The following is a 25,069-nucleotide window of genomic DNA, read 5'->3' as shown; positions in this document are numbered from 1 at the left end:
ACCTATTAATCGTAGTACCTATTAATCGTAGTACTTGTAATCATTATTCGCGCTATTATTATCTTTGGAAATGATACGAATGGGAAGGCAATAATCTCACTATATTATGAGAAACAATACCATGGAAAATAGTGCCAGTAATCCGTCTATTACGCAAGCCTTGAAAGCGCAGGCGATACAGCTATTGCCCATTATTACCCAAGAACTGGTTGCACAACATTTTAGTGAGATAGTACATCAGCGTATTGCTCAGCAAAGCACAGAACAAATACGAGATATTAAAACGCAACATATCGACAAGACTTACTTCCAAGGACTAACACGTGCCCAGCATCCGCAATTTGGTAGCGTGATGATTAAATGGCAGTTGAGTGATGGCGCTTATCCTATCGCTGCCGATTTAACTCACGAAGCGGATATTTTAGCTGCTGTAAATGCTTCATCGAAAATCAAAGATAATGCTATCGCACCGCCGCTATTGGCGCATCATTGTCTAAAAGTCCAAATACTAGAGCAGTTGCAACACCTAGTTATAGTGGTCATGCCTTATTATACTAATGGTAGCTTGGCGAGTCAGCTGACCGCTTCAAAACATCTGTCATTGATAACGTCACAAAAGCATCATTTCATCATGAAGTCTGCATACTTGATAGCCAATTTGCATCAGGCTGGCTGGCTACATAATGATATTAAACCTAGTAATATTTTGCTTGAAGGTTTTGACGATGAGTGGCCAGCAGATACTATGAGTAACGATCTGGCCCCTAGATTATTACTTACTGATTTTGCTTTATTACAACGTATGACGGTGGCTAATAGCCAACCAAATCCTGCTGGCACACCAGCGTATCTCGCACCTGAGCGTTGGCAAGGTCAGAGTGCAACTATACAGAGTGATATCTACGCGTTTGGCGTAATGATGGTTGAGATACTAACAGGAAAACGCCCGTTTCAGATAAATGCCGACAGCCATGATAAATCAAAAGCGTGGGCGATTCAGCATTGCCAACAACCTATTCCAACGTTACCATCAGAATATAGTCACTATCAATGTATTGTCGATAAAGCATTGGCGAAGCGGGAAGAGAGACGGTATCGGGATATGGATAAGATATTGATAGATTTAAAGTTATTAGACAACAGCTGAATTTATTATTTTATTTTAAAAAGTGATTGTTTGTAGTATTCACATATTACCTAGTCGTTGTTTTTTATGTTTGAATGGATATTCAGGCTCATTTTAAGCGAAGTCGCTATAAGCTAATTTGGGTTCCCGTATTTCATTACAGTGTTTTATTACAATACAGTGAGAATATCATGGCTAAAGTACTTATCATAACCGGTGATTTTGTTGAAGACTATGAAAACATGGTTCCGTTCCAAGCGCTTCTAGCGATGGGGCATGAGGTTGATGCGGTATGCCCAGATAAGGTTGCAGGTGATAGCATTGCTACCTCAATACACGACTTCGAAGGTGATCAAACTTATACCGAAAAACGCGGTCATAATTTTGTCCTTAATGCGTCTTTTGCCGATATCAATGTAGAAGACTACGATGCTTTGTATTTACCAGGTGGACGTGCACCAGAGTACTTGCGTTTGAATGCTAAGGTCATTGCAATGATTCAGCATTTCGCAAATACTGATAAACCGATTGCCTCAGTTTGCCATGGGCCACAAATGCTGACGGCTGCTGGCGTATTGAAGGGTAAAAAAGTATCTGCTTATCCTGCGTGTCAGCCAGAAATAGAAATGGCTGGCGCTGAGTATATCGAGTTACCTATGGATGGCGCTATTACAGATGGCCAGCTAGTAACGGGTCCTGCATGGCCTGCCCACCCAGCGATGCTAAAGCAATTTGTTGCCTTGCTATAAGCATTAATTTGGGTTTGTTGAACGTTCAATAGACCCCAGTATCGAGAGAGGATATATATATGTGCCAACTTTTTATTAGTGCTGACGATAGCTTGTGGAGCTCTAAAACCAAATCGCTTCGCATTCAGGGAGTTGTCACTTCAATTCGTTTAGAAGTGTTTTTTTGGGACATATTAGAAGAGTTGTCATTTCGCGATCAAATGACGGTTAATCAGCTGATCACTAAGCTATACCTTGAATCTCTCGATGCTGACCATGATATTGGCAATTTTACCTCTTTTTTAAGAGTTTGTTGTTCTCGTTATTTATCCTTAATAGCCGATGGTGATCTTTCTCGCGAAACAAGATTACCTTTAGAAAAAGTCGATGCAAAAAATATCATTCAACGTGAAACCCTCCGTAAAAATCAACGTAGTGTATTATTTAATGATAGTGAGGGAAACCTTTCTATTAATTAGTTCTGTCTATGGCAAGTACATTAAAGCATTGATGTAGCGGGTAAGTAAGTGCCATCAGAGTATGGAGGAAGTGTTAAAGGATTTAGAAAAGAAGATTAATACTTTTAATAAGATATTTTATAGTTTTAACACCAAATTCCAGACACAAAAAAACCTGCTAAAAGCAGGTTTTGATATTTGGTCTAAGATGTACTATCCGAAAATGGTGGGGCTGGAGAGACTCGAACTCTCACACCTTGCGGCGCCAGAACCTAAATCTGGTGCGTCTACCAATTCCGCCACAGCCCCATTTTCGTTACTCTATCATCAAAGGCGATTAAACTCAAACGCTATCTAGATAGTTAACTGATTCGGTAGTGCGTCTCAGTGGTTGGCTATTATATAGAGTTTTAATTGTTTGGCAACCCCTATTTGCAATTATTTTTAATTATTTATCATTTATTTTCGGTACTAATTTTAAGTGATTGATATTAATAATAATTTATTATCATGTTTTATGCGTTTATTTACTCTTTAGTTGGTACTCTCGGGGCAGAGATATCCAATTGCTGCAATTTGCGTGTCAGAGTATTGCGTCCCCAACCAAGTAAGCTTGCGGCTTCTATCTTTTTGCCGCCACTATGATTGAGTGCTGCTGTTAATAAAACGCGCTCAAACTCAGGGGTTGCTGTTTGTAAAATATCAGTTTCACCTGTGCTTAACGACTGCTCAGCCCAATCAGCCAATGCTTGTTGCCAACTTTGGTTCTTAGGCAACGGGCTACTTTGATTATTTTGATGACTGTTTAATGAACTGCCATTTAATACATCGCCATTTTGTACCAAGTTCTCTTGAGCGTCTTCCTGTGATGAGCCATGCTCTTCATAAAGCACCGTATTAGGTGAGATGTTTTCAAGTAGCTCTGGTGGCAAGTCTGTCGCCATCACCGTATCACCAGTGGCCATCACGGTGAGCCATAAACAGACGTTTTCTAATTGCCGCACATTACCACGCCAGTCAAACGTCTGCATAATTTGCAATGCGGCAGGATGTAGATACTTTGGAGTGGTATTCATTTGCTCTGCGGCAGACTGCATAAAATAAAGCGCTAATGCAGGAATGTCCTCAGGGCGTGTACGTAGTGGTGGTAAGGGTAATCGAATGACATTAAGGCGATAAAATAAGTCTTCGCGGAATCGGCTTTGTTTTACCAGCTCTTCTAAGTTTTGGTGGGTGGCTGCGATGATACGTACATCGACCTTGATTGGCTGCTGGCCACCAACACGATAAAACTCACCATTGGCCAGTACGCGTAACAGGCGTGTCTGAGTGCTAAAAGGCATGTCACCGATTTCGTCTAAAAATAGAGTACCGCCGTCTGCCTGCTCAAAACGGCCTTGACGCATCGTCGTTGCACCAGTGAACGCGCCTTTTTCGTGACCAAATAGCTCAGACTCGATCAAGTCATGTGGTATGGCTGCCATATTAAGCGCAATAAACGGTTGCTGCTTACGAGGGGAGTGTTGGTGCAATGCACTGGCTACCAACTCTTTACCCGTTCCAGACTCTCCAGTGATTAAGACGGAAATGGGGGATTGAGCCAGTCTGCCAATAGCACGAAACACCGTTTGCATGGCTGGAGACTGTCCAATGATGCCGCTAGGGTTCCCATTACTTTTGGTTACGCTGGCACCTTTGTTCTTATTGTCTTTGGTTGTCTTACTAGAAGATGCTGCTTTAGGTTTTATCAGGTCTTCGGTAGACGTGTCAGACGTTGTATTGGTATTGGGTTCATCTGAAAGGGAAACGGTCGTTGTTTCCAAATTGGGCTGGTAATTGATGGCTTTATAAATCGTTGCAACCGCGTCATCTAAGTCAAAAGGCTTGGGGAGGTATTCAAAAGCACCAGTCTGATAGCTATTGATAGCAGAGGTCAGGTCTGAGTGTGCCGTCATAATTACGATTGGCATTTTGGGGAAGTGCTGATGGACCCAGTCGCTAAAAGACAACCCATCCATCATTGGCATACGAATATCGGTCAGTATGACGTCTGGTAATTGCTCGGCTGACTCTTGCTGTTTTAACACATCGTTAAGGCGAGTCCATGCTGCTTGTGCTTGAGTAAAACTGATAACGGTCAATCCAGCATCTTCAAACGTGTCTGCCAACACCATACGTAGGGCTGCATCGTCATCGATTAACCACAATGTTGCAGGGTGGTCGCTGGGTGCATTATTCACAGTTACTATTTGTGATTGTGTTGATTGATCATCGCTTTTAGGTTGGAGGTCGTCGCTATATTCAGTCATGTATTGGGCCTAATCAGCAATTATTGATGGTAAGTTGGGGATTGGGAGTTGGCGTTATGAAACTTAGCAGCCTTTAATTCATAAATTCATAATTTGTTTTATGTCTCAGTGATGGGTTGAGTAAATGGTAGATATAGCGTAAATCGGGTTTGCTTATCTTCTTGCTCTTTTGTCGAGCTCACATCAATCATACCATGATGATGACTGATAATATCTTGGACGATGGATAATCCAAGACCTGTACCGGCTGCACGGCTAGTGACCATCGGGAAAAATATCTGACCGATCAATGCTGGATCAATACCTGAGCCATTATCAGTAATAGTAATTTGCATCACTTGCTTGTGCTGCTGCCCGACGATCGTATGCTGAAAAGCAACCCGTGTTTGAATATGCAATGTCGGTTGATAGTCAGAATTGCTCTCAGTTTGCGTAGTAGCTTGTGGTGATTCTTGAGACTCTGAGATTTTATTCTGTTGTAGCGTTTGTTCGAACTCAGTCATCGACTCACAAGCATTATTAATAAGATTTAAAAACACTTGGATCAGCTGATCCTTATCTGCACACAACTCTGGCAATGATAAATCATAATCACGCTGTAACACTACCTGTGGATACTGATTGGTCACTAAGGTTAAGACATGCTCCAAAGGCTCATGGATATTGAGCGTTTGCCAGTTTGGCAGTTGATTGGAACCCAGAAGCTGCCCAATAAGATGGGTTAATCGATCAGTTTCTGAAATAATAATGTCCGTATAGTTGCGCAGTTTTTGATTCATTTTTTGCAAATCATGCTGCGTGTCAGCGTTGGTGGTTGTCAAAGCACCATCAGCGCTAGAGACGCTAGTAGTAGATGCGTCACTGAATTTAATAAACTGCCGTTGCAACAGTTGTGCTGCCCCGCGAATACCAGCAAGAGGGTTTTTTATTTCGTGTGCCACTGAGCGTAGCATATGACGGGCAACTGTATACTGCTGCTGTTGACGCTGCTCCTCAGAGATACGACTTTGACGATCTTTACCCCACATCTCGATAATAAAATAAGGCTGCTGTTCATAGATGACTGGCGTGACGCTATAGTCGACTGACAATGATAAATTACCATTTAGCGGTGTTTTTATAATGTGATCATGATCGATAAAAGGCTGCTGATAGTTCTGCGCTTGCACAAAGCGCTCGGTCAACGAGTATGCTGGCTCGCTCGAAGGCTCATTTTCATTTGCATCATTACTATTATTATCGATAAATGCAGTATCTTTAGTCTTCAATTCATCAGGTGCGAGCAGGGTTAAGATGGATTGATTGATTAATCTGCCGCTACTAATGGCAAGTAGCTGCTCGGCTTGAGCATTCAACCGTGTGATTGATAGCTCATCGTTGACCCATAAAATAGCGGTGAATAAATGCTGAGATATAAATGCGAGGTCAGGGGTTGTTTTGGCGGTTATAAAATCAGCGTTCATCAGTAGTGCCCAAAAAAGTCAGATGCTTGAGATAATATTTAACCACAAATCAAGACTATAGAGCGGCAAAACTGGTGATTTTTGCAAAAAAAACGTACAATGCGCTCAGCCAATTTATCTCTAGCAAGGTCAGCCATGTCCAAAACTTCTACCGAGTCAGTGAATACGACAGCAACAGCTCCTCTATCTGCCGTAAAAGACACTGCCACTATCTTCAATCCTGCCGCGCCTACCATAGTACAAGCGCAGAGTCAGGCAGATGCCAGTCAAACAGACACTAAACAACCTTACCATCATAAAGCCAACCACAATCAGAACCGTAGTGTAGCCCAAAGCAGCGATGTTACGACTGCCAATGCGACTGCTACGATGCCAGTTAGTGCGGCGCCAAAGATTGGTTTTGTGTCACTAGGTTGTCCAAAAGCATTGGTGGATAGTGAGCGTATTATCACTGAGCTAAGCCGTGACGGCTATCAAGTAGCCAGCGATTACGACGGTGCTGACTTGGTCGTGGTAAACACTTGTGGCTTTATTGAATCAGCAGTACAAGAGTCACTTGATGCAATCGGCGAGGCCATTAGCAAAAACGGTAAAGTGATTGTCACTGGCTGTCTGGGCAAAGAAGCGGACAAAATCCGTGAGATGCATCCAGCTGTATTAGCAGTGACGGGCGCGCATGCCTATGACGAAGTAATTACGGCAGTAGCGCAGCATGTGCCCAAGCCAAATCGCAGTCAGGACGCCAACTATGATCCAAAAATAGATTTGATTAATGAAGCGGGTATCAAGCTGACCCCAAGCCATTATGCTTATCTAAAAATATCAGAAGGCTGTAATCACCGTTGTACGTTCTGCATTATTCCAAGCTTGCGCGGTGATTTGGTATCGCGCCCAATTGATAATGTGATGAATGAAGCACTGGCGCTCAAAAAAGCTGGCGTGAAAGAATTACTTATCATCTCGCAAGATACCTCAGCATATGGTCTTGACCTAAAATACAAGACCAGCTTTTGGAATGGTATGCCGCTCAAGTCTAAGTTTTATGACTTATGCCAAGCATTGAACGATTTGGGCATTTGGGTTCGCTTGCATTATGTCTATCCGTATCCACATGTAGACAAAGTCGTTGAGTTGATGGGTGAGAAAAAACTACTGCCTTATCTGGACATTCCGTTTCAGCATGCCAGTCATCGCATACTAAAGGCGATGAAACGTCCTGCACATAGCGAAAACACCTTGGCCCGTATCAAAGCGTGGCGTGATATCTGTCCTGATATCGTGATTCGTTCGACCTTTGTGGTTGGCTTCCCTGGCGAGACGGAAGAAGATTTTCAGTGCTTGCTTGATTGGCTAGTTGAAGCACGTCTTGATCGCGTGGGTGCATTTACTTATTCAGAAGTAGAAGGCGCAGTGGCCAACGACTTGCCTGATCATGTGCCTGAAGACGTCAAGCAGTCTCGCTACGAGCGTTTAATGGCGCTACAGCAAGATATTTCAGCGCAAAAGTTACAAGAAAAAGTCGGCAAGACCTTAACGGTATTGGTCGATGAAATTGATAGCGATGAAAATATTGCTATCTGCCGTAGCTATGCTGATGCACCTGAAATTGATGGTCATGTCTATGTTGACGACATCAACGCTCAAGTTAAAGTAGGGCAGTTCTTAACCGTGACTATCGATGATGCTAGCGAATACGATCTGTTCGCCAGTTATCAAGGCTAGATATCCAATAAGATATGCGAGTGAAAATTGCCCAATGGCGGGCAGTTTTTGCTACAATTAGCGCAATTTAGCCTTTTTAATACGCTTAGCTGTAAGTGTAGCGTTGTGGGCAAACTCGATTTGTATTTTACCGATAATTTTCTTTATAATTTCATGATAACAAGGTGACCTCATGTCTGACAAAAACCCGCGTTACGCTCGTATCTTGCTGAAACTCTCCGGTGAAGCCTTAGCTGGTAGTAAAGACATGGGTATCGATACCGAAGTGCTTGATAAAATGAGCTTGTCTATCGCTCACTTGCGTGGACTTGGTGTCCAAGTGGGTATCGTAGTTGGCGGTGGTAACTTATATCGCGGTGCGCAGTTACAAAAAGAAGGTCTCGTTGGCCGCGTTACTGGTGATCAGATGGGTATGCTAGCGACCGTTATGAACGGACTGGCAATGCGTGATGCGCTTGAGCGTCGCAACATAAAAACGCGCTTGATGTCTGCATTGCCGATTGGTGAAGTTACTGAAAGCTATAGCAGTCGTAATGCCATTCGTTATCTTAAAAACGGCGAAGTTTGTATCTTTGTCGCAGGTACGGGTAACCCATTCTTTACCACTGACACTGCTGCTTGTTTGCGCGGTATCGAGATCGAAGCTGGTTTGATTTTAAAAGCGACCAAGGTCGACGGCGTTTACGACAAAGACCCGAGCCTACATGATGATGCAGTCAAATATGACGGTCTGACTTTTGATGAAGTACTAGAGCAAAAGCTAGGCGTCATGGATTTAACGGCTATTGCACTGTGCCGTGAGCATAACGTGCCGCTACAAGTGTTTGACATGACTAAGCCTAATGCATTGTTGAATGTCATTATGGGTGAAAATGAAGGTACACGAGTTTTTCATTAATTGATGCAATACTGGTAATTAACGTCAGTAAATAGCTAACGATTAGCAACAAATAATTAATATCCCAATAGCAAATAAAAGATTTGTCGGTAACGATAAATAAGGATACACAATGATTAAAGAGATTAAACAAGACGGCGAAGCACGCATGCAAAAAACATTGGAAGCGCTTGAAAGCACTTTCAGTAAAGTTCGTACTGGCCGTGCGCATCCAGGTATGTTGTCAGGTGTGATGGTCAGCTACTACGGTTCTGATACACCATTGAACCAAGTGGCAAGCGTCAACGTTGAAGACTCACGTACTTTGTTGGTTCAACCGTTTGACCGTACGATGGTACAAGCAGTAGACAAGGCCATTCGTGAAGCAGATTTGGGTCTAAACCCAATGTCTGCTGATGTGATTCGCGTGCCGATGCCAGCATTGACAGAAGATACTCGTCGCGATATGCAAAAACTTGCACGTGGGGAAGCTGAGAGCAGCCGAGTGTCTATCCGTAACATTCGCCGTGACATGATGAATGACATCAAAGATTTGGCAAAAGAAAAAGAAATCTCAGAAGATGATGAGCGCCGCGCTAGTGATGACATTCAAAAAATCACTGACAAATATATCGAAACGATCGATGCTCGCTTGAGTAAGAAAGAAAGCGATTTGATGGAAGTTTAATACTGATATACTTGCCATTTATAGCAAGAATCAGTTCGGTAGATTATCTGTAATTGAGCAGCCAATACTTTATAGCTATTGGCTGTTTATTATTGTGTAGACTGATATAGTCAATCCTTTATAAAAAAGTGACAGCGTTAATCCCGCTTAAAGTATCACAGTTACATCTGCACTCGGTTGTGCTGTTTCTCTTTTAAACTGAATCAACTATATGAAGCCATATCTGAAGCAAGCCAAAGGTGTGGTTGATTGAACTGGATCCATCGCATTCTGAACACTAAAAACTAACGACGCAATTGTGATAAGTTAGTGAATTATATAAATGGCGCTTTTTAATCGCTGTTGCACACGTTATTATTATTTTACCTTAACAATAAGCAAGTTCGCCTATGTCCACTTCAGCCGTTTTGGCGCCCGCTATTCTTCCTCGTCATATCGCCATCATTATGGATGGTAACAATCGCTATGGTAAGGCCAATGATTTGCGCCACGGTCAAGGACATGTGGCTGGCAAAGATGCGCTCGACCCTATCGTTGATTACTGTGTCAATACAGGCATTGAAGTACTGACTGTATTTGCGTTTTCTAGCGAAAATTGGCAGAGACCGCCTAGTGAGGTAGCACTTTTGATGCAGCTACTCACATCGACGATTCATGAGCAAATGCCGCGCATGAATGAGTATCGTATTCGCTTGCGTTTCATCGGTGATCGCAGTCAGCTTAGTGAGTCATTACAAACGCTAATGGCTGATGCAGAAGAAAAGACGGCGGAGTTCGATGCGATGACGTTGGTGATTGCGATTAGCTACGGTGGACAGTGGGATATCGCAAACGCAGCAAAACAGTTGGCTCAGCAAGTGCAAGCTGGCGAGTTAAAAGCGGAAGATGTCAGCGAAGAGTTGTTAGGTAACTACGTACAATTAGCCGATACGCCAGCAGTAGATATGCTGGTGCGTACGGGCGGCGAGTATCGTATTTCTAATTTCTTATTGTGGCAATCTGCTTATGCTGAGCTGTTTTTCACTCCTACATTATGGCCGAATTTTACAGCAGAAGAGCTGGCTTTGATGATCGCAGAGTTTGCTAAACGCCAACGCCGTTTTGGCAAAACCAGCGAGCAGGTAGTGACAGAGCAGCAAATTCACTGAGCAGCGAGTTGATAGATAAGTCAGTCGGTTCAGTTTAGTTAGTACTGTATAACTGGTCAATAGTGTTGGTTTATGCAATGATAAACGGCTTGAATGAGTATTGAATGCTATCACTCGGCCATCGTTAGTTAGCTGCTATAATGCATTTTTTGACCATCTGTTCTTCATTATTATAAGGCTCGATAAGTATGTGGCAACGAATTAAAACGGCAATTGTTCTCGTTATTATCGTTGGTATTGCAATGTTTGCGAGCCAAACACCTATTTTATTTGCACCACTGTTAGCCATTGGGGTCATTATCGCCGCTCATGAATGGGCCAAATTAATGCCTAAGTGGCGTCAACCTGCGGTATTTGTTCTATTGATTTTAGCGCTTACTATATTCTCACTGATGTTCAAGGTAACTTGGTTGTTTTGGTGGGTGGCTTCATTAGTAATATGGTTGATGGCGCTGTCTTGGGTTCGAGTTTTCCCGACACAAACGAGGTGGTACGGAAACCAGCTGGCAATGATGGGTGCAGTTATTTTGACGGCATCTATCACGGCGATGTTCTATCTCTGGCAATTGTCGGCATGGTGGCTGCTGTATGTGTTCTTATTAGTATGGTGTGCAGATAGTGGCGCATACTTCGTTGGACGTAAGCTTGGTCGCCGAAAAATGGCACCCAATGTCTCACCCAATAAGAGCATGGAAGGGTTGGCTGGTGGCCTCGTTACAGGGCTGTTAGTTGTGATAGCTATCAGCGTCTTTAAATTACAGCTGACCGGTGTACCGTTAATCGCATTTGTAGCGTTATCGGCCATCACTATTCTTGCCTCTGTACTTGGAGACTTGTTTGAGTCGATGCTCAAGCGCCGTGCTGATGTAAAAGATTCAGGCACTATCTTGCCAGGTCATGGTGGTATCCTTGATCGTATTGATTCTCTGTTGTCTGCCACACCGATATTTGCACTTGGTTTTTGGGCGATACAGCAGTTTGGTTTGATAGTGGTGTAAGGTTATATAGCAGCACTGTTCTATTTGAACCTGTTCTGTGGTCAGTCCACCATAATATTGGTATAAGTGAGCCGAGAGCGAGCAATGCATTGGTACGGCAAGCGTGGCTACTAGCATGACAATTTTATAGTTAACAGACGATATTCTATTTTTATTATTTTTAAGTATCATGGGCATTGATGGTTATGACGCAACGCATCGCCGTACTAGGCGCGACAGGCTCGATTGGCGATAGCACTCTAGCAATATTAGCGGCGCAACCGCACACCTATGAAGTCTATGCTTTATCAGGCTATCATCGCTTAGATAAGCTATTTGCGCTCTGTCAGCAATTTCTGCCGAAACGCGTCAGTGTACCGACGTCAGCCGTGGATGACTTTGCTAACAGGCTTAAAGTAGCGGGAATTGATAGTGAGGTCGTAGGAGGCGAGGCAGGATTGGTAGATATTGCCACTGACTCACAGACTGATACGGTTGTAGCGGCGATTGTAGGGGCGGCAGGGCTACCGTCTACATTGGCAGCAGCACGTGCAGGTAAGCGTATCTTATTGGCCAACAAAGAAGCCTTAGTCATGGCAGGTAAGGTCATGATTAATGCGGTCAAGACGCACAAAGCCACTTTGCTGCCGCTGGACTCTGAACACAATGCCATTTTTCAATGCTTGCCACTCGCTATTCAGCAAGACAATACGCAAATTCATCAGCCAAATCATGGTGTTCGCAAACTTTGGTTGACGGCTTCAGGTGGCCCATTTTTGCAGCAGTCTTTTGAACAGATGCAGCAGGCAAGCGTCGCAGAGGCAGTCAAGCACCCTAACTGGTCAATGGGTCAAAAGATATCCGTCGATTCGGCGACAATGATGAATAAGGGGCTTGAGCTGATAGAAGCCTGTCACTTATTTGATTTGCCTGAAGATAAGATAAATGTGGTCATTCATCCACAAAGTATCATTCACTCAATGGTAGAATATAGCGATGGCAGCTTTTTAGCACAGCTGGGTAGTCCAGACATGAAAACGCCCATTGCGCACGCGCTGAGCTACCCTGATCGGATTGATAGTGGCTCGCAGCCGTTAGACTTATTTGCTCTTAGTGGTCTGGAGTTTATTGAGCCTGACTTGCAAAAATTTGCCTGCCTGCGTTTGGCTCGCCAAGCCATGCAAGCTGGAACACAAGCCACTATTGTGCTCAATGCGGCAAACGAAATTGCAGTAGCGGCGTTCCTCGATAGTAAAATACGTTTGACGGACATTGCTAATATTAACGAACAAGCCTTAAATGACATACAGCTGCCACCATTGAACGAAACCGCTGACATAGAAGACATATTGACAATCGATAAGATTGCACGCCATCTGACTGATAAGTTGGTAGCAAAGCTGACATAATCGTAGCAAGCGTCTCTTAGCTGATACATGATATTGCTAAACGATATTAGCGAAGATGTTAATAAAAATGCTGAGAGACAATACTGAGAAAAAATCATGACGTTTTTACTAACACTTCTTGCCGCCATATTTGTCTTAGGCCCGCTTATTGCCTTACACGAGTGGGGACATTATATTGTGGCGCGGCTTTGCGGTGTCAAAGTACTAACGTACTCTATCGGTTTTGGCCCTAAAGTTTTTGGTTGGACTAGCAAAAAGAGCGGTATCGATTATCGTATCTCAGCGTTGCCACTTGGCGGCTATGTAAAGATGCTAGATGAACGTGAAGGTAATGTCGCAAAAGATGAGCAGCACCTTGCGTTTAATCGGCAGCATCCGCTCAAGAAAATTGCTATCGTTGCAGCTGGCCCTATCATGAATTTTGTCATCGCTATCGCGCTATTTTGGGTACTATTTATGACCCCATCTGAGCAGTTGGCGACTAAGATTGGACAGGTACTACCAGATACGCCTGCTGCGATGGCACAGCTGCCAGTCGGTGATAAGATTGTTGCGATTGATGGGCACGATGTGCAGACATGGGAAGGTATTAACTATCGCCTTGCAGGACGTATGGGTGAGACGGATAATGTCAGCATTACCTTGCAGTCAGATGCCCAAACCGATCAGTCGACTAAAACCTATCAAGCACCCGTCACACAGTTTATGCAAGGTGAAGCTCAAGGCAAAGACGCATTGACCAGCTTTGGTATGTTGCCATGGCAGCCGCAGATTGCGCCGATTGTAGGCGGTTTGGCTCCCGATGGTGCCGCTAGCCGCCAAGGTCTAAAGGTTGGCGACCGCATTACTGCTATTAATAATGAGTCAATCGAAGATTGGATTACTGCCACACGTATTATCCGTGATAATCCTGAAACGCTATTGAACTTTACGGTGTTGCGTGATGACAAGCCTGTACAGTTGCAAATTATGCCCCAAGGCAAAAAAGACAACTTGGGTAATGATTACGGACAGATTGGTGCAATGGTGGATCAGACTGAGATTGTTATTCCTGATGATTACAAGACTACCGTGGTCTATGGTCCTAGTGAGTCGTTAGTGAAGTCGTTTGAAAAGACTGAGCAGCTAGCAGTAATGACCGTAAGCTCGATGGGAAAAATGCTGTCAGGTATGATTGGTTTAGACAATCTATCAGGGCCAATTACCATTGCCAAAGTCGCTAAACAAAGCTTTGATATCAGTTGGCAAATGGTATTGTCAACAGCGGCGCTGATTAGCCTGAGTCTTGCCGTCTTAAACCTTTTGCCGATTCCAGTATTAGATGGTGGTCATATTGTCTATCATTTTATTGAGCTGATTCGCGGTAAGCCACTGTCTGAAGGTGTGCAAATGGTCGGTCTAAATATCGGTTTACTCTTACTGGCAGGTTTCATGGTGTTAGCAATTGGTAATGACATCAGCCGGCTATTTTAATTAGCTGATGAGTAATATGGCTGATAAAGCACGATATACTAATGGTTTTACGCCTATTATAGGCTGATTATTGTTATGATAGGCATGCTACTCTGTGTCGCAGCCTCTGTACTAATCGTAATTTTTAGTTTATTTTGTGATGCAATTTATATAAAGTGTTCTGAGTTACCCTTGCATGGGTTTATAACCTTGCGTGAATGGGTTAGACAATACGTGCCTTTTAACTTAACTTAAGCAATTTTTTTATTGACGGATAGTGTTTATGCGTACGCCTTTAATTATGAGCGCGGCTGGGTTGCCGTTAGTTGTAGCGATGATGAGTATGCCAGTACAGGCTGCAGAATTTGTAGTAACTGACATCGGTTTTAATGGCCTACAACGCCTAACCCCTGATAGCCTCTATCCGGTCTTACCTGTTACGGTAGGCGATACGGTGAATGATAGTAGCTTAGCTGCCAGTATTAAGGCGCTATATGCAACTGAGAACTTTGCTGATATTCAAAGCCGTGTCGAAGGTGGCAAGCTAAGATTTGACGTCATTGAGCGTCCAACGATCGCTGAAGTAACCTTTGAAGGTAACAAGCTTATTCCTAAAGAAGGGCTTGAGCAGGGATTGAAGAATGCTGGACTGTCTGCTGGTGACGTGCTCAAGCAGTCTACTTTGCAAGGTGTGGCCAATGAGCTACAACAGCAATATATTAGCCAAGGCTACTACAATAGTAATATCGAAGTAGATCAAACGGTCCTTGATGGTAACCGCGTGAAACTTGACGTGCGCTTTGTAGAAGGCAAGCCTGCTAAAGTTGTCGATATCAATATCATTGGTAACAAGCACTTTAGTGATGAAGAGATTAAAGACGTTTTCGCGGTAAAAGAATCTTCATGGACGCGTCTATTATCTAAATCTGATCGTTACGCTCAAGAAAAACTGGCCGCAAGTCTAGAGAGTTTAAAGGCGCTGTACCAGAACGATGGTTATGTGCGTTTTTCAGTTGATAATGCCGTATTGAACATCAGCGAAGACAAAAGTAGTGTGTTTATCGAAGTTAGCCTAAGCGAAGGCGAGCAATACCAGTTTGGCGAAGTGAACTTTTTAGGTAAACCTACCTTTGAAAATAGTGAGCTAAAAGAGCTGGTTAGCTTTGCCCCTAATGAAAAATACTCGCAAGCAAAACTAGACGAAACCACTGCTTCTCTTAAAAGACGCTATGGTAACGAAGGCTATTATCTAGCTCAAATCAGACCAGTACCACGTATCAATGACGATACGAAAATGGTCGATGTCGATTACTATATCGATCCTGCACGCCCTATTTATGTTCGCCGTATCAACTTTACGGGTAATATCAAAACGCAAGACGAAGTATTACGTCGTGAAATGCGTCAGTTAGAAGGTACGCTGTCTTCTAATGACAAAATTCAGCTGTCACGCACGCGTTTGATGCGTACTGGATTCTTTAAAAATGTCACTGTCGATGTTAAGCCAGTGCCTAACCAGCCGGATCAAGTCGATGTAAACTATGTGGTTGAAGAGCAGCCTTCTGGTAGCTCAACGATTGCAGCGGGTTACTCACAGAGTGGCGGTGTGACTTTCCAATTGGATTTGACCCAAAACAACTTTATGGGTACCGGTAACCGTGTCAAGGCTGCGCTTTCTCGTTCAGAAACACGCGACTCTTATAGCCTAGGTTATACCGATCCGTACTTTACAGAAAACGGTGTTTCTCAAGGTATCAGCGGTTATTATCGCAAAACCAAATATGATGACGACAACGTTAGTAACTATGTGACCGATTCATATGGTGCGACGCTGAACTATAGCTATCCTATTGATGAAACCAAACGCCTGAGTGCTGGTCTAAATGTTGATAATACTACTGTACGTGGTGGTCGATATTTAGGAATATCTAATGTACAGCAGCTTCTAGATGATGGTGGTACACAAACACCTGAGAACGAGACTGATGGTATTGCCACCTTTAAGAATGATTATCAGACCTACAACCTTTTATTTGGTTGGGATTACAGTACTCTAGACCGTCCAGTATTCCCTACCAAAGGTATGAGTCATAAGGTTGATGCAACTATTGGGATAGGTGATGCTAATTATCAAAAGCTAACTTATAGCGGTAATATATATTATCCTCTTTATAAAGATGTGATCGCACGCGGTTATACCAAGCTTGGCTATGGTAACGATTTACCATTTTACGAAAACTTTTACGCTGGTGGTTATGGCTCTGTACGTGGCTATGAATCTTCAACGCTAGGTCCTAAATCAGAAAACTATTATGATGCCGTCAATGGTATTGCTGGGAACTTAGATGAAGAAGTCGGTGGTAACGCATTGGCAACGTTTGGTGCTGAATTGATTCTACCAATGCCATTTAAAGGTGATTGGGCAGATCAAGTACGTCCAGTATTGTTTGCTGAAGGTGGTCAAGTATTTGACACGACTGGGAAAGAAGACGAGACTTTCAGAGAAACCGATTATACTTTGATCACTCAAGATAATGACTTCCGCTACAGTGCTGGTGCTGGTGTCACTTGGTATACACCAATTGGTCCAATCTCACTTAGTTACGCGGTACCATTTGGTGACAAAGAAGGCGATGAGACTGAAAAAGTCCAGTTCCAGATTGGTAATACATTCTAAATTAATGACATCATTCTCATCTATTTGAGCAGTTTTAAAGATTGTCTCAAATAGACAGAAATATCATTAGAGCTTAGTAGGTCGTCAAAACGCATTGTTATTTTGGCGACCGTTTCATTTATAACCATATTTTATTAATAGTCATTATGATAACGATTGAGCAACTCATTACTCGAATTGAGCAGCGTCAGCCTATTATTAATAAGGCTGAGATTGATACTGAGCAATTGTGTCAACCATTCAGTAGCGTCGGTAGTTTGACGACGGCCAGTCAGCAGCAGTTAAGCTTTTTGGCAGATCCTCACTATATCTCTAGCTTGGCTAGCAGTGAGGCAGGCGCGGTGTTGGTAACGGAAGCATATCGTGACCAAGTGCCTACCTCAGCGATAGCGCTAGTCGTCTCAAATCCATATTTGGCTTATGCCAGTGCCAGTCAGCTGTTTGCACGTCATTCTTTATCTAATGGGATTCATCCTAGTGCTGTGATTGCAGACAGTGCTGTTATTGGCGAGCAAGTCAATATCGGCCCTTTTTGCGTGATTGGTGACAATGTGCAAATAGGGGCATGTAGCTCACTCGATGCTCACGTCGTGGTTGAGGCCAATACTAGTATCGGTACCGATTGTGTCATTAAGTCGCAAGTCGTTGTCGGGCCCGAGTGTGTTATTGGCAATCACGTTAGATTGCATGCAGGGGCAAGCATTGGATCTGAAGGGTTCGGGTTTGCTCCTACTAAAGATCCTAGTAACACAGGTTGGGAGCGCATTGCCCAGTTAGGCCGTGTCATTATTGGTGATCATGTACGAGTTGGTAGCCAGACGTGTATCGATCGTGGTGCTATCGATGATACCGTTATTGGCAATCACGTTATTATTGATAACTTGGTACAAGTTGCGCATAACGTCCGTATTGGTGACGGCACTGCTATTGCTGCTCAAACTGGCATTGCGGGTAGTACTACGATAGGTAAGCGCTGTATAATAGGCGGCGCTGTCGGTATCACAGGACACATCGAGATTACAGACGATGTTGTTCTTTCTGGTATGACCATGGTAACCAAATCCATTAAAACCGCTGGCTCATATTCATCTGGTACGGCTGCAATGCCAACTGCTAATTGGCGACGTGCTGCTGTACGTTTTCGTCAGCTGGGCAGTAACTAATGCAAATACAAACAAATAATAGATATTCAAAACACAGCAAGGAAGCGTCATTATGAGCAATAACAATATAGATACCCCAACTGATGAAGACGTTAAAAGCTTGGCTGAGCAAGGTCTTACGCTACCATTGACGTATCATACGATTAAGCATTACTTACCGCATCGTTATCCTTTTATGCTGGTAGATCGTATTGTAGCTTGTACGCCAGGTGAGTGTATTACTGGTATCAAAAACGTGACTATTAATGAAGAGTTTTTTAACGGTCACTTTCCTGACGAGCCGATTATGCCAGGTGTATTGATGGTGGAGTCAATGGCGCAGGTGTCAGGAGTGCTTGGTTTTATCAGTGCAGGGCTGACGGCAGAAGACGGTTACCTCTATCTGTTTGCAGGTGTGGATAAAGTCCGTTTTAAACGTCGTGTGATTCCTGGTGATCAACTTATCATTCGTGCAAAAACTGTGATGCAAAGACATGGTATCTATAAGTTTGATTGTACTGTCCATGTCGAAGATGAATTGGCGGCTAGTGCGCAAATTATGATTGCACGCCAAGAGCAGCAAAACCCTGCTAACACGAAGGGTGCTTAAGTTTTTAATAAGCCATACTGTACAAAGAGCGATATTGAAACCGCTCACTATCACTGCAATAAATAGCTATATGCAAACTCAACAACACAACTGGTATTAGCTTCGTTAGTAACACTGAAATAGCGATACTTTTTTATTATTTACTCGCATCAAATGATACAAGGGCCCATCTTATGAGTCAGATTCATCCTACAGCACTCATCTCACCGTCCGCGCAGATTGACGAGACTGCTATCATCGGGCCCTATTGTATCGTTGGTGATGAAGTATCAATTGGTGCGCATACGGTTTTGCATAGACATGTGGTTGTGACTAAGCTGACTCGTATTGGTCAACACAATGAGTTTTATCAGTTTGCGAGTATCGGTGAAGATCCTCAAGATTTGAAATATGCAGGTGAGCGTACTTGGCTTGAAATCGGCGATCACAATACGATTCGTGAAGCCTGCAGCTTACATCGCGGTACAGCGCAAGACGGTGAGCTGACTAAAATTGGTAGCCATAATCTACTGATGGTAAACACCCATGTCGCACATGATTGTGTTATTGGCGATCATAACGTACTGGCTAACAATGTTGGTGTAGCGGGGCATGTGACTATTGGCGACCATACCATCATCGGTGGTAACTCGGGCATACATCAGTTTTGTACAGTAGATGACTATAGCTTGATTGGCGGAGCAAGCCTCATTCTAAAAGATGTGGCTGCATTTACGATGGTATCTGGCAATCCAGCAAAGGCTCATGGACTCAATATCGAAGGTATGCGCCGCAAAGGTTGGTCAAAAGAAACCATTAATGTCTTACGTCAAGCGTATCGTACGATTTTCAGATCAGGTTTTACCACTGCACAAGCATTGGAAGTCTTACATAGTGAGCTATTGGCTAAAGAGCCAAAAATTCAGCTACTTATTGATTCATTACAGAATAGCAGCCGCGGTGTTGTGCGCTAAAAAAACATAACTCAATTAATGATGAGTTTGATACTTTTAATAAGCTAAACTTTTATGAAATGAAGGCGAATTACGTAGAAGCCATAACTATTTGTTATGGCTTTTTATATTTATGAGCACTTGACTTTTTTGGTCGCTTAGCAGAAACTGAGCGTTTACGATATTGTAATCAATTCTTTCTTAATGTTGCTGGGCGTTTCACATCGAAGCGTTTACTAAATAGCTCAATGGTAAGGCTGACTATTTATGTTGATCAAGGAAGATTATCAGTAACGTTAATTGAAGCACGAGGACGGAAAAAATGGCTATCAATAAACAAGAACATGCCCAATGGAGCTCAAGCTTTGGCTTCGTATTGGCAGCAGTAGGCTCAGCAGTTGGTTTAGGAAACATATGGAAATTTCCATACATGGTTGGCGAAAGCGGTGGTTCAGCTTTCGTTATTGCCTATTTGTTCTGTATCGCGCTGGTCGGTTTTCCGATATTAGTTGCTGAATGGTTAATTGGTCGACGTGGTCAAAAAAACCCAGTCAATACTTTTTCAGACGTAGCAGCGACTGAAGGTAAGTCGCGTAGTTGGGGTATTATTGGTGCTACTGGTGTTTTAGGTGGCTTTTTAATTCTATCGTTCTATAGTGTGATCGGTGGTTGGGCGCTTAACTACATTACTAAAGTAGCAACAGGTAGCTTTGCTGGTCAAGACAGTGATTCTGTTGCTGCAACCTTTGATGCTATGCTTGCATCAGCTGGTACATTGACGATCTGGCATACGGTATTTATGATTTTGACCGCTGTCATCGTTGGTATTGGTGTGACAAGTGGTATCGAAAAAACAGCTAAGATTTTAATGCCATTATTGGGTGTAATTCTGTTCGTTATCGTTGGTTATAACGTAATGAACGGTGGATTTGGTGAAGCAGTTGCTTACCTATTTACGCCAGATCTTAGCAAACTAACGGCTGATGTTATGCTTGCAGCATTAGGTCATGCATTCTTCACCTTATCAATTGGTATGGGTATCATGGTCGCTTATGGTTCGTATTTGGGCCGTGAAGTAAACTTGCTAAAAACAGCACGTACCGTTGTTATTTTGGATACAGTTATTGCGTTGGCTGCTGGTCTTGCCATCTTCCCAATCATCTTTAGCAATGGTCTAGATCCTGCATCTGGTCCTGGTCTTATCTTTGTAAGCTTGCCAATTGCTTTTGGTAGCATGGGTGCGGGTACTATCATTGGTGCATTGTTCTTCTTGCTTATTACCTTTGCTGCTATCACCTCATCTATCTCGTTACTTGAGCCAACCGTTGAGTTGTTAGAAGAGCGTACGTCGATGAGTCGTACTGTATCTACTATCGTGGCAAGTACAGTAATCTGGTTGTTAGGTATTGCAGCATTGCTATCGTTCAACCTATGGTCTGACTTTACTATCATGGGTAATGGTATTTTTGATGCATTAGATAAGCTTACTAGTAAATTCCTATTACCTCTAACAGGTCTGGCGGCAATTGTATTTGTTGGTTGGAAAATGGATCAACGTAACATTCAGCAAGAGCTTGGTTTATCTAATGGTACATGGCAGCTGTGGCAAATCGTTGCGAAATTCATCGCGCCAATCGCTGTTATTGTAGTATTTGTGACGTCATTGATGGGATAGTAGTCAAAATAGACTCTATTTGAATCATTAAGTGATGACCATTGAGTGATAAAAACAACACAAAAAAAGGGCTTAAGATTATTCTTAAGCCCTTTTTATTTCAACAGATTCGTTATACGGTCTTGAATATTAAACAGGATTAACGCAAGTTTAACTCAGGAACCGTTTGGCCGCGTTTGGCATAAAACTCGCTGACAAACTCATCAAATTTATCTTGCTCGATAGCATCTCTAATACCCTGCATCAAACGTTGGTAATAGCGCAAATTATGAATGGTCGCTAACTGAGCACCTAGCATCTCTTTGCACTTATTAAGATGGTACAGATAAGCACGGCTAAAGTTTTGGCAGGTATAGCAGTCGCATTCAGGATCTAATGGGCCTTCATCATTGCGATATTGGCTATTACGGATACGTACCACACCAGCATTGTCTGCATCGCCCGTCACAAAGTAATGGCCGTTACGCGCGTTACGCGTTGGCATCACACAGTCGAACATATCTACGCCGCGGCGTACGCCTTCAACTAAATCCTCAGGCTTACCAACGCCCATAAGATAGCGTGGCTTATCTGCTGGCATATCGTCAGGCAGGTAGTCTAGGACATCTATCATCTCTTCTTTAGGCTCGCCAACCGAAAGACCGCCAATTGCGTAACCATCAAACCCGATCTCTAACAAGCCTTCGAGTGACTGCTGACGCAAGTCAGGATACATACTGCCTTGTACAATACCGAATAATGCGTTGGTGCTGCCCAGTCGGTTGTGCTCATCGATACAGCGCTGTCCCCAACGTAATGATAACTCTAACGACTTTTTCGCTTCATCATGAGTGGCTGGATAAGGCGTACACTCATCGAATTGCATAACGATGTCTGAGTTCAAGCTGTACTGAATTTGCATAGATTTTTCTGGTGAAAGAAATACCTTTGCGCCATCGATAGGAGATTTAAAATTTACGCCTTCTTCGGTGATTTTACGCATTGCGCCGAGGCTGAATACTTGGAAACCGCCCGAATCGGTCAAGATGGGCTTGTCCCAATGCATAAATTTATGTAAGCCACCGAATTTATCAATGACTTCGGTACCTGGACGTAACCATAGATGGAAGGTATTGCCTAGAATAATATCAGCACCGATGGCTTCGATATCACGTGGCAGCATGCCTTTGACCGTACCATAAGTACCAACAGGCATAAAAGCAGGCGTTTGCACGTCGCCATGATTGAGATGAACCGTACCACGGCGTGCACGCGTTGCACCGCTGGCCGTTTTATGTAAGACAAATTGCATATGATAACCGCTATTTAAGCTATGAAAATGGCGCTAATTATAGCATTGTTAGCGGTTTTTTTGGATATATAGTCAGAGAATCACTGAACTGCTATGGCGTTACCTTTCCTAAATGTACTACTTGTACAATTTTCAGTCGACAGCCTTGTACCCGTTTTAGCGTTTTTTAACTATAGCTATTAGGTGTCATCGATATACGCGCAATATACACTTTGGTCAATACCGCTTTACTATAACTAAAAAACACAGATAGCACGCCAAAAGACACAGACAATGCTAGAGGTCTGTTGATACAGTAGAAGTTATACAGGTGAGGTGATAATCATTGCCACACCATGCTTTTAGATGCTGGAGACATAACATGAAAAAGACAGCTTACTTATTATTAAGTGGTTCATTATTAATATCAGGAGGGGCTATGGCTACCGAAGAGCCAGAGTACACGTTATTGTCGCAAACAGGCGACTTTGAGCTGCGTCGTTATGATGAGCAGCTAGTGGCGCAAACGTGGGTGAGTGGTGACCAAGACTCAGCAAGTCGTGAAGGATTTAAGGTTTTAGCGGACTATATTTTTGGTAATAACACAGCACCAAGTGGAGACAGTAGTAAAATCAGTATGACGGCACCTGTCACGATGCAAGCTGATAATAAAGAAAGTGATAATAAGTCACAAAAAATTGCCATGACAGCACCAGTCAGTATGCAACAAGACGATGGTAAGTGGCGCGTGCAATTTACGATGCCTAGTAAATATACAATGCAAACGTTGCCTAAACCAAATAATCCAAACGTTGAGATTATAGAAGTACCCGCACAGACGTATGGTGTGATTAAGTTCTCTTGGCTCGCAGGAGAGGACAAAATAGCGGAAAAAACCGAAGCGCTGCAAACATGGATGCAAGACCAGAATTTGACGCCTACAGGCGAGCCTGAATTGGCCCGTTATAACCCACCTTGGACGCTACCATTTTTACGTCGTAATGAAGTGATGATTGCGTATCAATCTAAATAGTAATCAGCCCATAAAAAAAGACAGCAATCGCTGTCTTTTTTGTGCTTCATCTAAAGTATCTGAGTTAGAAGTTTTGCTCACGGATGATATTAAGCATACGACGTAATGGTTCTGCTGCGCCCCATAACAACTGATCACCAACGGTAAACGCACCTAGATATTCAGGACCCATGTTAAGCTTACGCAAGCGACCTAGGGCAACAGTTAAGGTGCCAGTCACGGCTACTGGAGTTAGGCGATTCATGGTAGCTTCTTTATCATCTTCGACCAAGTCCAACCACTCGTTGCCACTGTTTTTGAGTGCAGCTTCGATTTCCTCTAGTGGAATGTCTTTTTTCAGCTTGATCGTTAGGCCTTGCGCATGACAACGCATAGCACCGACGCGTACGCACATACCATCGATAGGAATCGTACTGGCTTCATCGTTACCCAAAATCTTATTGGTCTCGACGCCGCCTTTCCATTCTTCTTTTGACTGTTTGTTTTCTAGCTGTGCATCGATATAAGGAATCAAGCTACCTGCCAGTGGTACACCGAAATATTGTGTAGGGAAGTCTGCTGAGCGCTGAGTCTGAGCGATTTTTTTATCAATCTCAAGAATAGCACTAGCTGGGTCAGCCAATTCATCTTGAACGGCATCATGTAATACGCCCATGCCACTAATTAATTCACGCATGTTGTTTGCGCCAGAGCCACTAGCAGCCTGATATGTCATCGCGCTGACCCATTCGACCCAGCCTTTATTAAACAGCTCGCCGATAGCCATCAGCATCAATGATACGGTACAGTTACCACCGATAAAGTCTTTTTTGCCATTGGCTAGGGCACTATCAATAACGTTACGGTTGACTGGATCAAGAATGATGATGCTGTCATCTTTCATACGTAAGGTACTTGCCGCATCAACCCAATAGCCGTTCCAACCACTATCACGCAATGGTTGATGGACTTTTGACGTATAGTCACCACCTTGGCAAGTAATAACGACATCACAAGCAGCAAGTGCGTCAATATCATGAGCGTCTTTTAGTTGGCCGGTTTCAATACCATCGAATTTTGGTGCATCACCACCAGCATTACTGGTTGAAAAAAACACCGGTGTGATACCGTTGAAGTCGTTTTCTTCCTGCATACGTTGTATCAATACTGACCCTACCATACCGCGCCAGCCTACCAAACCTACTGTTAAATCACTCATGAAGTTTAATCCTATTTACAATTATTTGTTGCATCGTCAACCGATAACAATGCCGTGAATGGCGCGAAAAAGCAAGGCGTTTTGGCTATTATTTGGTCGTTTTCCATACACTATTAACTATGTCGACTATAACTTTAAGTTATTACTATTGAAGAGATACTTAGCTATCTAACGA

At 43.2% G+C, this 25,069-nt stretch carries 20 protein-coding genes and 1 tRNA gene; 16 read left to right on the top strand and 5 right to left on the bottom strand.

Features of this window, described 5'->3' with window-relative positions; all coding sequences use genetic code 11:
* Positions 1–121 precede the first annotated feature (121 nt).
* The 3 genes from Q0788_RS04320 (at position 122) to Q0788_RS04310 (ending at position 2,333) form a co-directional block, all read left to right on the top strand.
* Complete coding sequence (locus Q0788_RS04320; RefSeq protein ID WP_298808141.1) at positions 122–1,147, top strand: protein kinase; 1,026 nt, start codon at positions 122–124, stop codon at positions 1,145–1,147.
* 167 nt (positions 1,148–1,314) lie between these two features.
* Positions 1,315–1,875 carry a DJ-1/PfpI family protein gene (locus tag Q0788_RS04315; protein ID WP_298808363.1) on the top strand — a complete coding sequence of 187 codons (561 nt, stop codon included), beginning with the start codon at positions 1,315–1,317 and terminating at the stop codon, positions 1,873–1,875.
* 59 nt (positions 1,876–1,934) lie between these two features.
* Positions 1,935–2,333, top strand: a complete 399-nt coding sequence (locus tag Q0788_RS04310; RefSeq protein ID WP_298808139.1) for a ribbon-helix-helix domain-containing protein — start codon at positions 1,935–1,937, stop codon at positions 2,331–2,333.
* A 203-nt stretch (positions 2,334–2,536) separates the two neighbouring features.
* Here Q0788_RS04310 and Q0788_RS04305 read toward each other — a convergent pair.
* From Q0788_RS04305 to Q0788_RS04295, 3 genes are all read right to left on the bottom strand, one after another.
* A tRNA-Leu gene (locus Q0788_RS04305) sits at positions 2,537–2,621 on the bottom strand.
* A 218-nt stretch (positions 2,622–2,839) separates the two neighbouring features.
* Positions 2,840–4,621 (bottom strand): sigma 54-interacting transcriptional regulator, encoded by a 1,782-nt coding sequence (locus Q0788_RS04300; RefSeq protein WP_298808137.1) that lies wholly within the window; start codon positions 4,619–4,621, stop codon positions 2,840–2,842.
* 98 nt (positions 4,622–4,719) lie between these two features.
* A complete protein-coding gene (locus tag Q0788_RS04295) occupies positions 4,720–6,084 on the bottom strand; it encodes an ATP-binding protein (protein ID WP_298808136.1) in 1,365 nt (454 codons plus the stop codon).
* 135 nt (positions 6,085–6,219) lie between these two features.
* Here Q0788_RS04295 and rimO point away from each other — a divergent pair, with 135 nt between their 5' ends.
* From rimO to Q0788_RS04235, 12 genes are all read left to right on the top strand, one after another.
* Positions 6,220–7,806 carry a 30S ribosomal protein S12 methylthiotransferase RimO gene (rimO, locus tag Q0788_RS04290; RefSeq protein WP_201555859.1) on the top strand — a complete coding sequence of 529 codons (1,587 nt, stop codon included), beginning with the start codon at positions 6,220–6,222 and terminating at the stop codon, positions 7,804–7,806.
* Positions 7,807–7,978: 172 nt separating this feature from the next.
* Positions 7,979–8,704, top strand: a complete 726-nt coding sequence (pyrH, locus tag Q0788_RS04285) for a UMP kinase (RefSeq protein ID WP_057759121.1) — start codon at positions 7,979–7,981, stop codon at positions 8,702–8,704.
* A 112-nt stretch (positions 8,705–8,816) separates the two neighbouring features.
* On the top strand, positions 8,817–9,371 hold the full coding sequence (frr, locus tag Q0788_RS04280; RefSeq protein ID WP_057759123.1) for a ribosome recycling factor: 555 nt from the start codon (positions 8,817–8,819) through the stop codon (positions 9,369–9,371).
* A 389-nt stretch (positions 9,372–9,760) separates the two neighbouring features.
* Positions 9,761–10,519, top strand: a complete 759-nt coding sequence (gene uppS / locus Q0788_RS04275; protein ID WP_298808128.1) for a polyprenyl diphosphate synthase — start codon at positions 9,761–9,763, stop codon at positions 10,517–10,519.
* Positions 10,520–10,707: 188 nt separating this feature from the next.
* Positions 10,708–11,517, top strand: a complete 810-nt coding sequence (locus Q0788_RS04270; protein WP_298808125.1) for a phosphatidate cytidylyltransferase — start codon at positions 10,708–10,710, stop codon at positions 11,515–11,517.
* A 179-nt stretch (positions 11,518–11,696) separates the two neighbouring features.
* Positions 11,697–12,905: a 1-deoxy-D-xylulose-5-phosphate reductoisomerase gene (gene ispC / locus Q0788_RS04265; RefSeq protein ID WP_298808122.1), complete on the top strand. Its 1,209-nt coding sequence runs from the start codon at positions 11,697–11,699 to the stop codon at positions 12,903–12,905.
* A gap of 96 nt (positions 12,906–13,001) precedes the next feature.
* A complete protein-coding gene (gene rseP / locus Q0788_RS04260; RefSeq protein WP_238053219.1) occupies positions 13,002–14,378 on the top strand; it encodes an RIP metalloprotease RseP in 1,377 nt (458 codons plus the stop codon).
* Between the two features lie 262 nt (positions 14,379–14,640).
* Entirely contained in the window at positions 14,641–17,034 is a 2,394-nt protein-coding gene (bamA, locus tag Q0788_RS04255) for an outer membrane protein assembly factor BamA (protein WP_298808116.1), read from the top strand.
* Between the two features lie 146 nt (positions 17,035–17,180).
* Positions 17,181–18,197, top strand: a complete 1,017-nt coding sequence (gene lpxD / locus Q0788_RS04250; protein WP_298808113.1) for a UDP-3-O-(3-hydroxymyristoyl)glucosamine N-acyltransferase — start codon at positions 17,181–17,183, stop codon at positions 18,195–18,197.
* A gap of 52 nt (positions 18,198–18,249) precedes the next feature.
* Entirely contained in the window at positions 18,250–18,786 is a 537-nt protein-coding gene (fabZ, locus tag Q0788_RS04245) for a 3-hydroxyacyl-ACP dehydratase FabZ (protein WP_298808110.1), read from the top strand.
* Between the two features lie 173 nt (positions 18,787–18,959).
* A complete protein-coding gene (gene lpxA, locus Q0788_RS04240; protein ID WP_298808108.1) occupies positions 18,960–19,739 on the top strand; it encodes an acyl-ACP--UDP-N-acetylglucosamine O-acyltransferase in 780 nt (259 codons plus the stop codon).
* A 301-nt stretch (positions 19,740–20,040) separates the two neighbouring features.
* Positions 20,041–21,393 carry a sodium-dependent transporter gene (locus tag Q0788_RS04235; protein ID WP_298808105.1) on the top strand — a complete coding sequence of 451 codons (1,353 nt, stop codon included), beginning with the start codon at positions 20,041–20,043 and terminating at the stop codon, positions 21,391–21,393.
* A gap of 139 nt (positions 21,394–21,532) precedes the next feature.
* Here Q0788_RS04235 and tgt read toward each other — a convergent pair whose 3' ends face one another.
* A complete protein-coding gene (gene tgt, locus Q0788_RS04230) occupies positions 21,533–22,684 on the bottom strand; it encodes a tRNA guanosine(34) transglycosylase Tgt (RefSeq protein WP_057759140.1) in 1,152 nt (383 codons plus the stop codon).
* Positions 22,685–23,102: 418 nt separating this feature from the next.
* Here tgt and Q0788_RS04225 point away from each other — a divergent pair, with 418 nt between their 5' ends.
* Positions 23,103–23,696 carry a heme-binding protein gene (locus Q0788_RS04225; RefSeq protein ID WP_298808103.1) on the top strand — a complete coding sequence of 198 codons (594 nt, stop codon included), beginning with the start codon at positions 23,103–23,105 and terminating at the stop codon, positions 23,694–23,696.
* 64 nt (positions 23,697–23,760) lie between these two features.
* Here Q0788_RS04225 and asd read toward each other — a convergent pair whose 3' ends face one another.
* The gene (gene asd / locus Q0788_RS04220) at positions 23,761–24,894 is read right to left on the bottom strand and encodes an aspartate-semialdehyde dehydrogenase (protein WP_298808101.1); all 1,134 of its coding nucleotides are present in this window, start codon (positions 24,892–24,894) and stop codon (positions 23,761–23,763) included.
* Between the last annotated feature and the right edge of the window lie 175 nt (positions 24,895–25,069).

The sequence above is a fragment of the uncultured Psychrobacter sp. genome (genome assembly GCF_947500265.1).
Lineage (GTDB): Bacteria > Pseudomonadota > Gammaproteobacteria > Pseudomonadales > Moraxellaceae > Psychrobacter.
The sequence above is the reverse complement of the archived record's forward strand: the minus strand, read 5'-3'. Positions and strand labels throughout refer to the sequence as shown.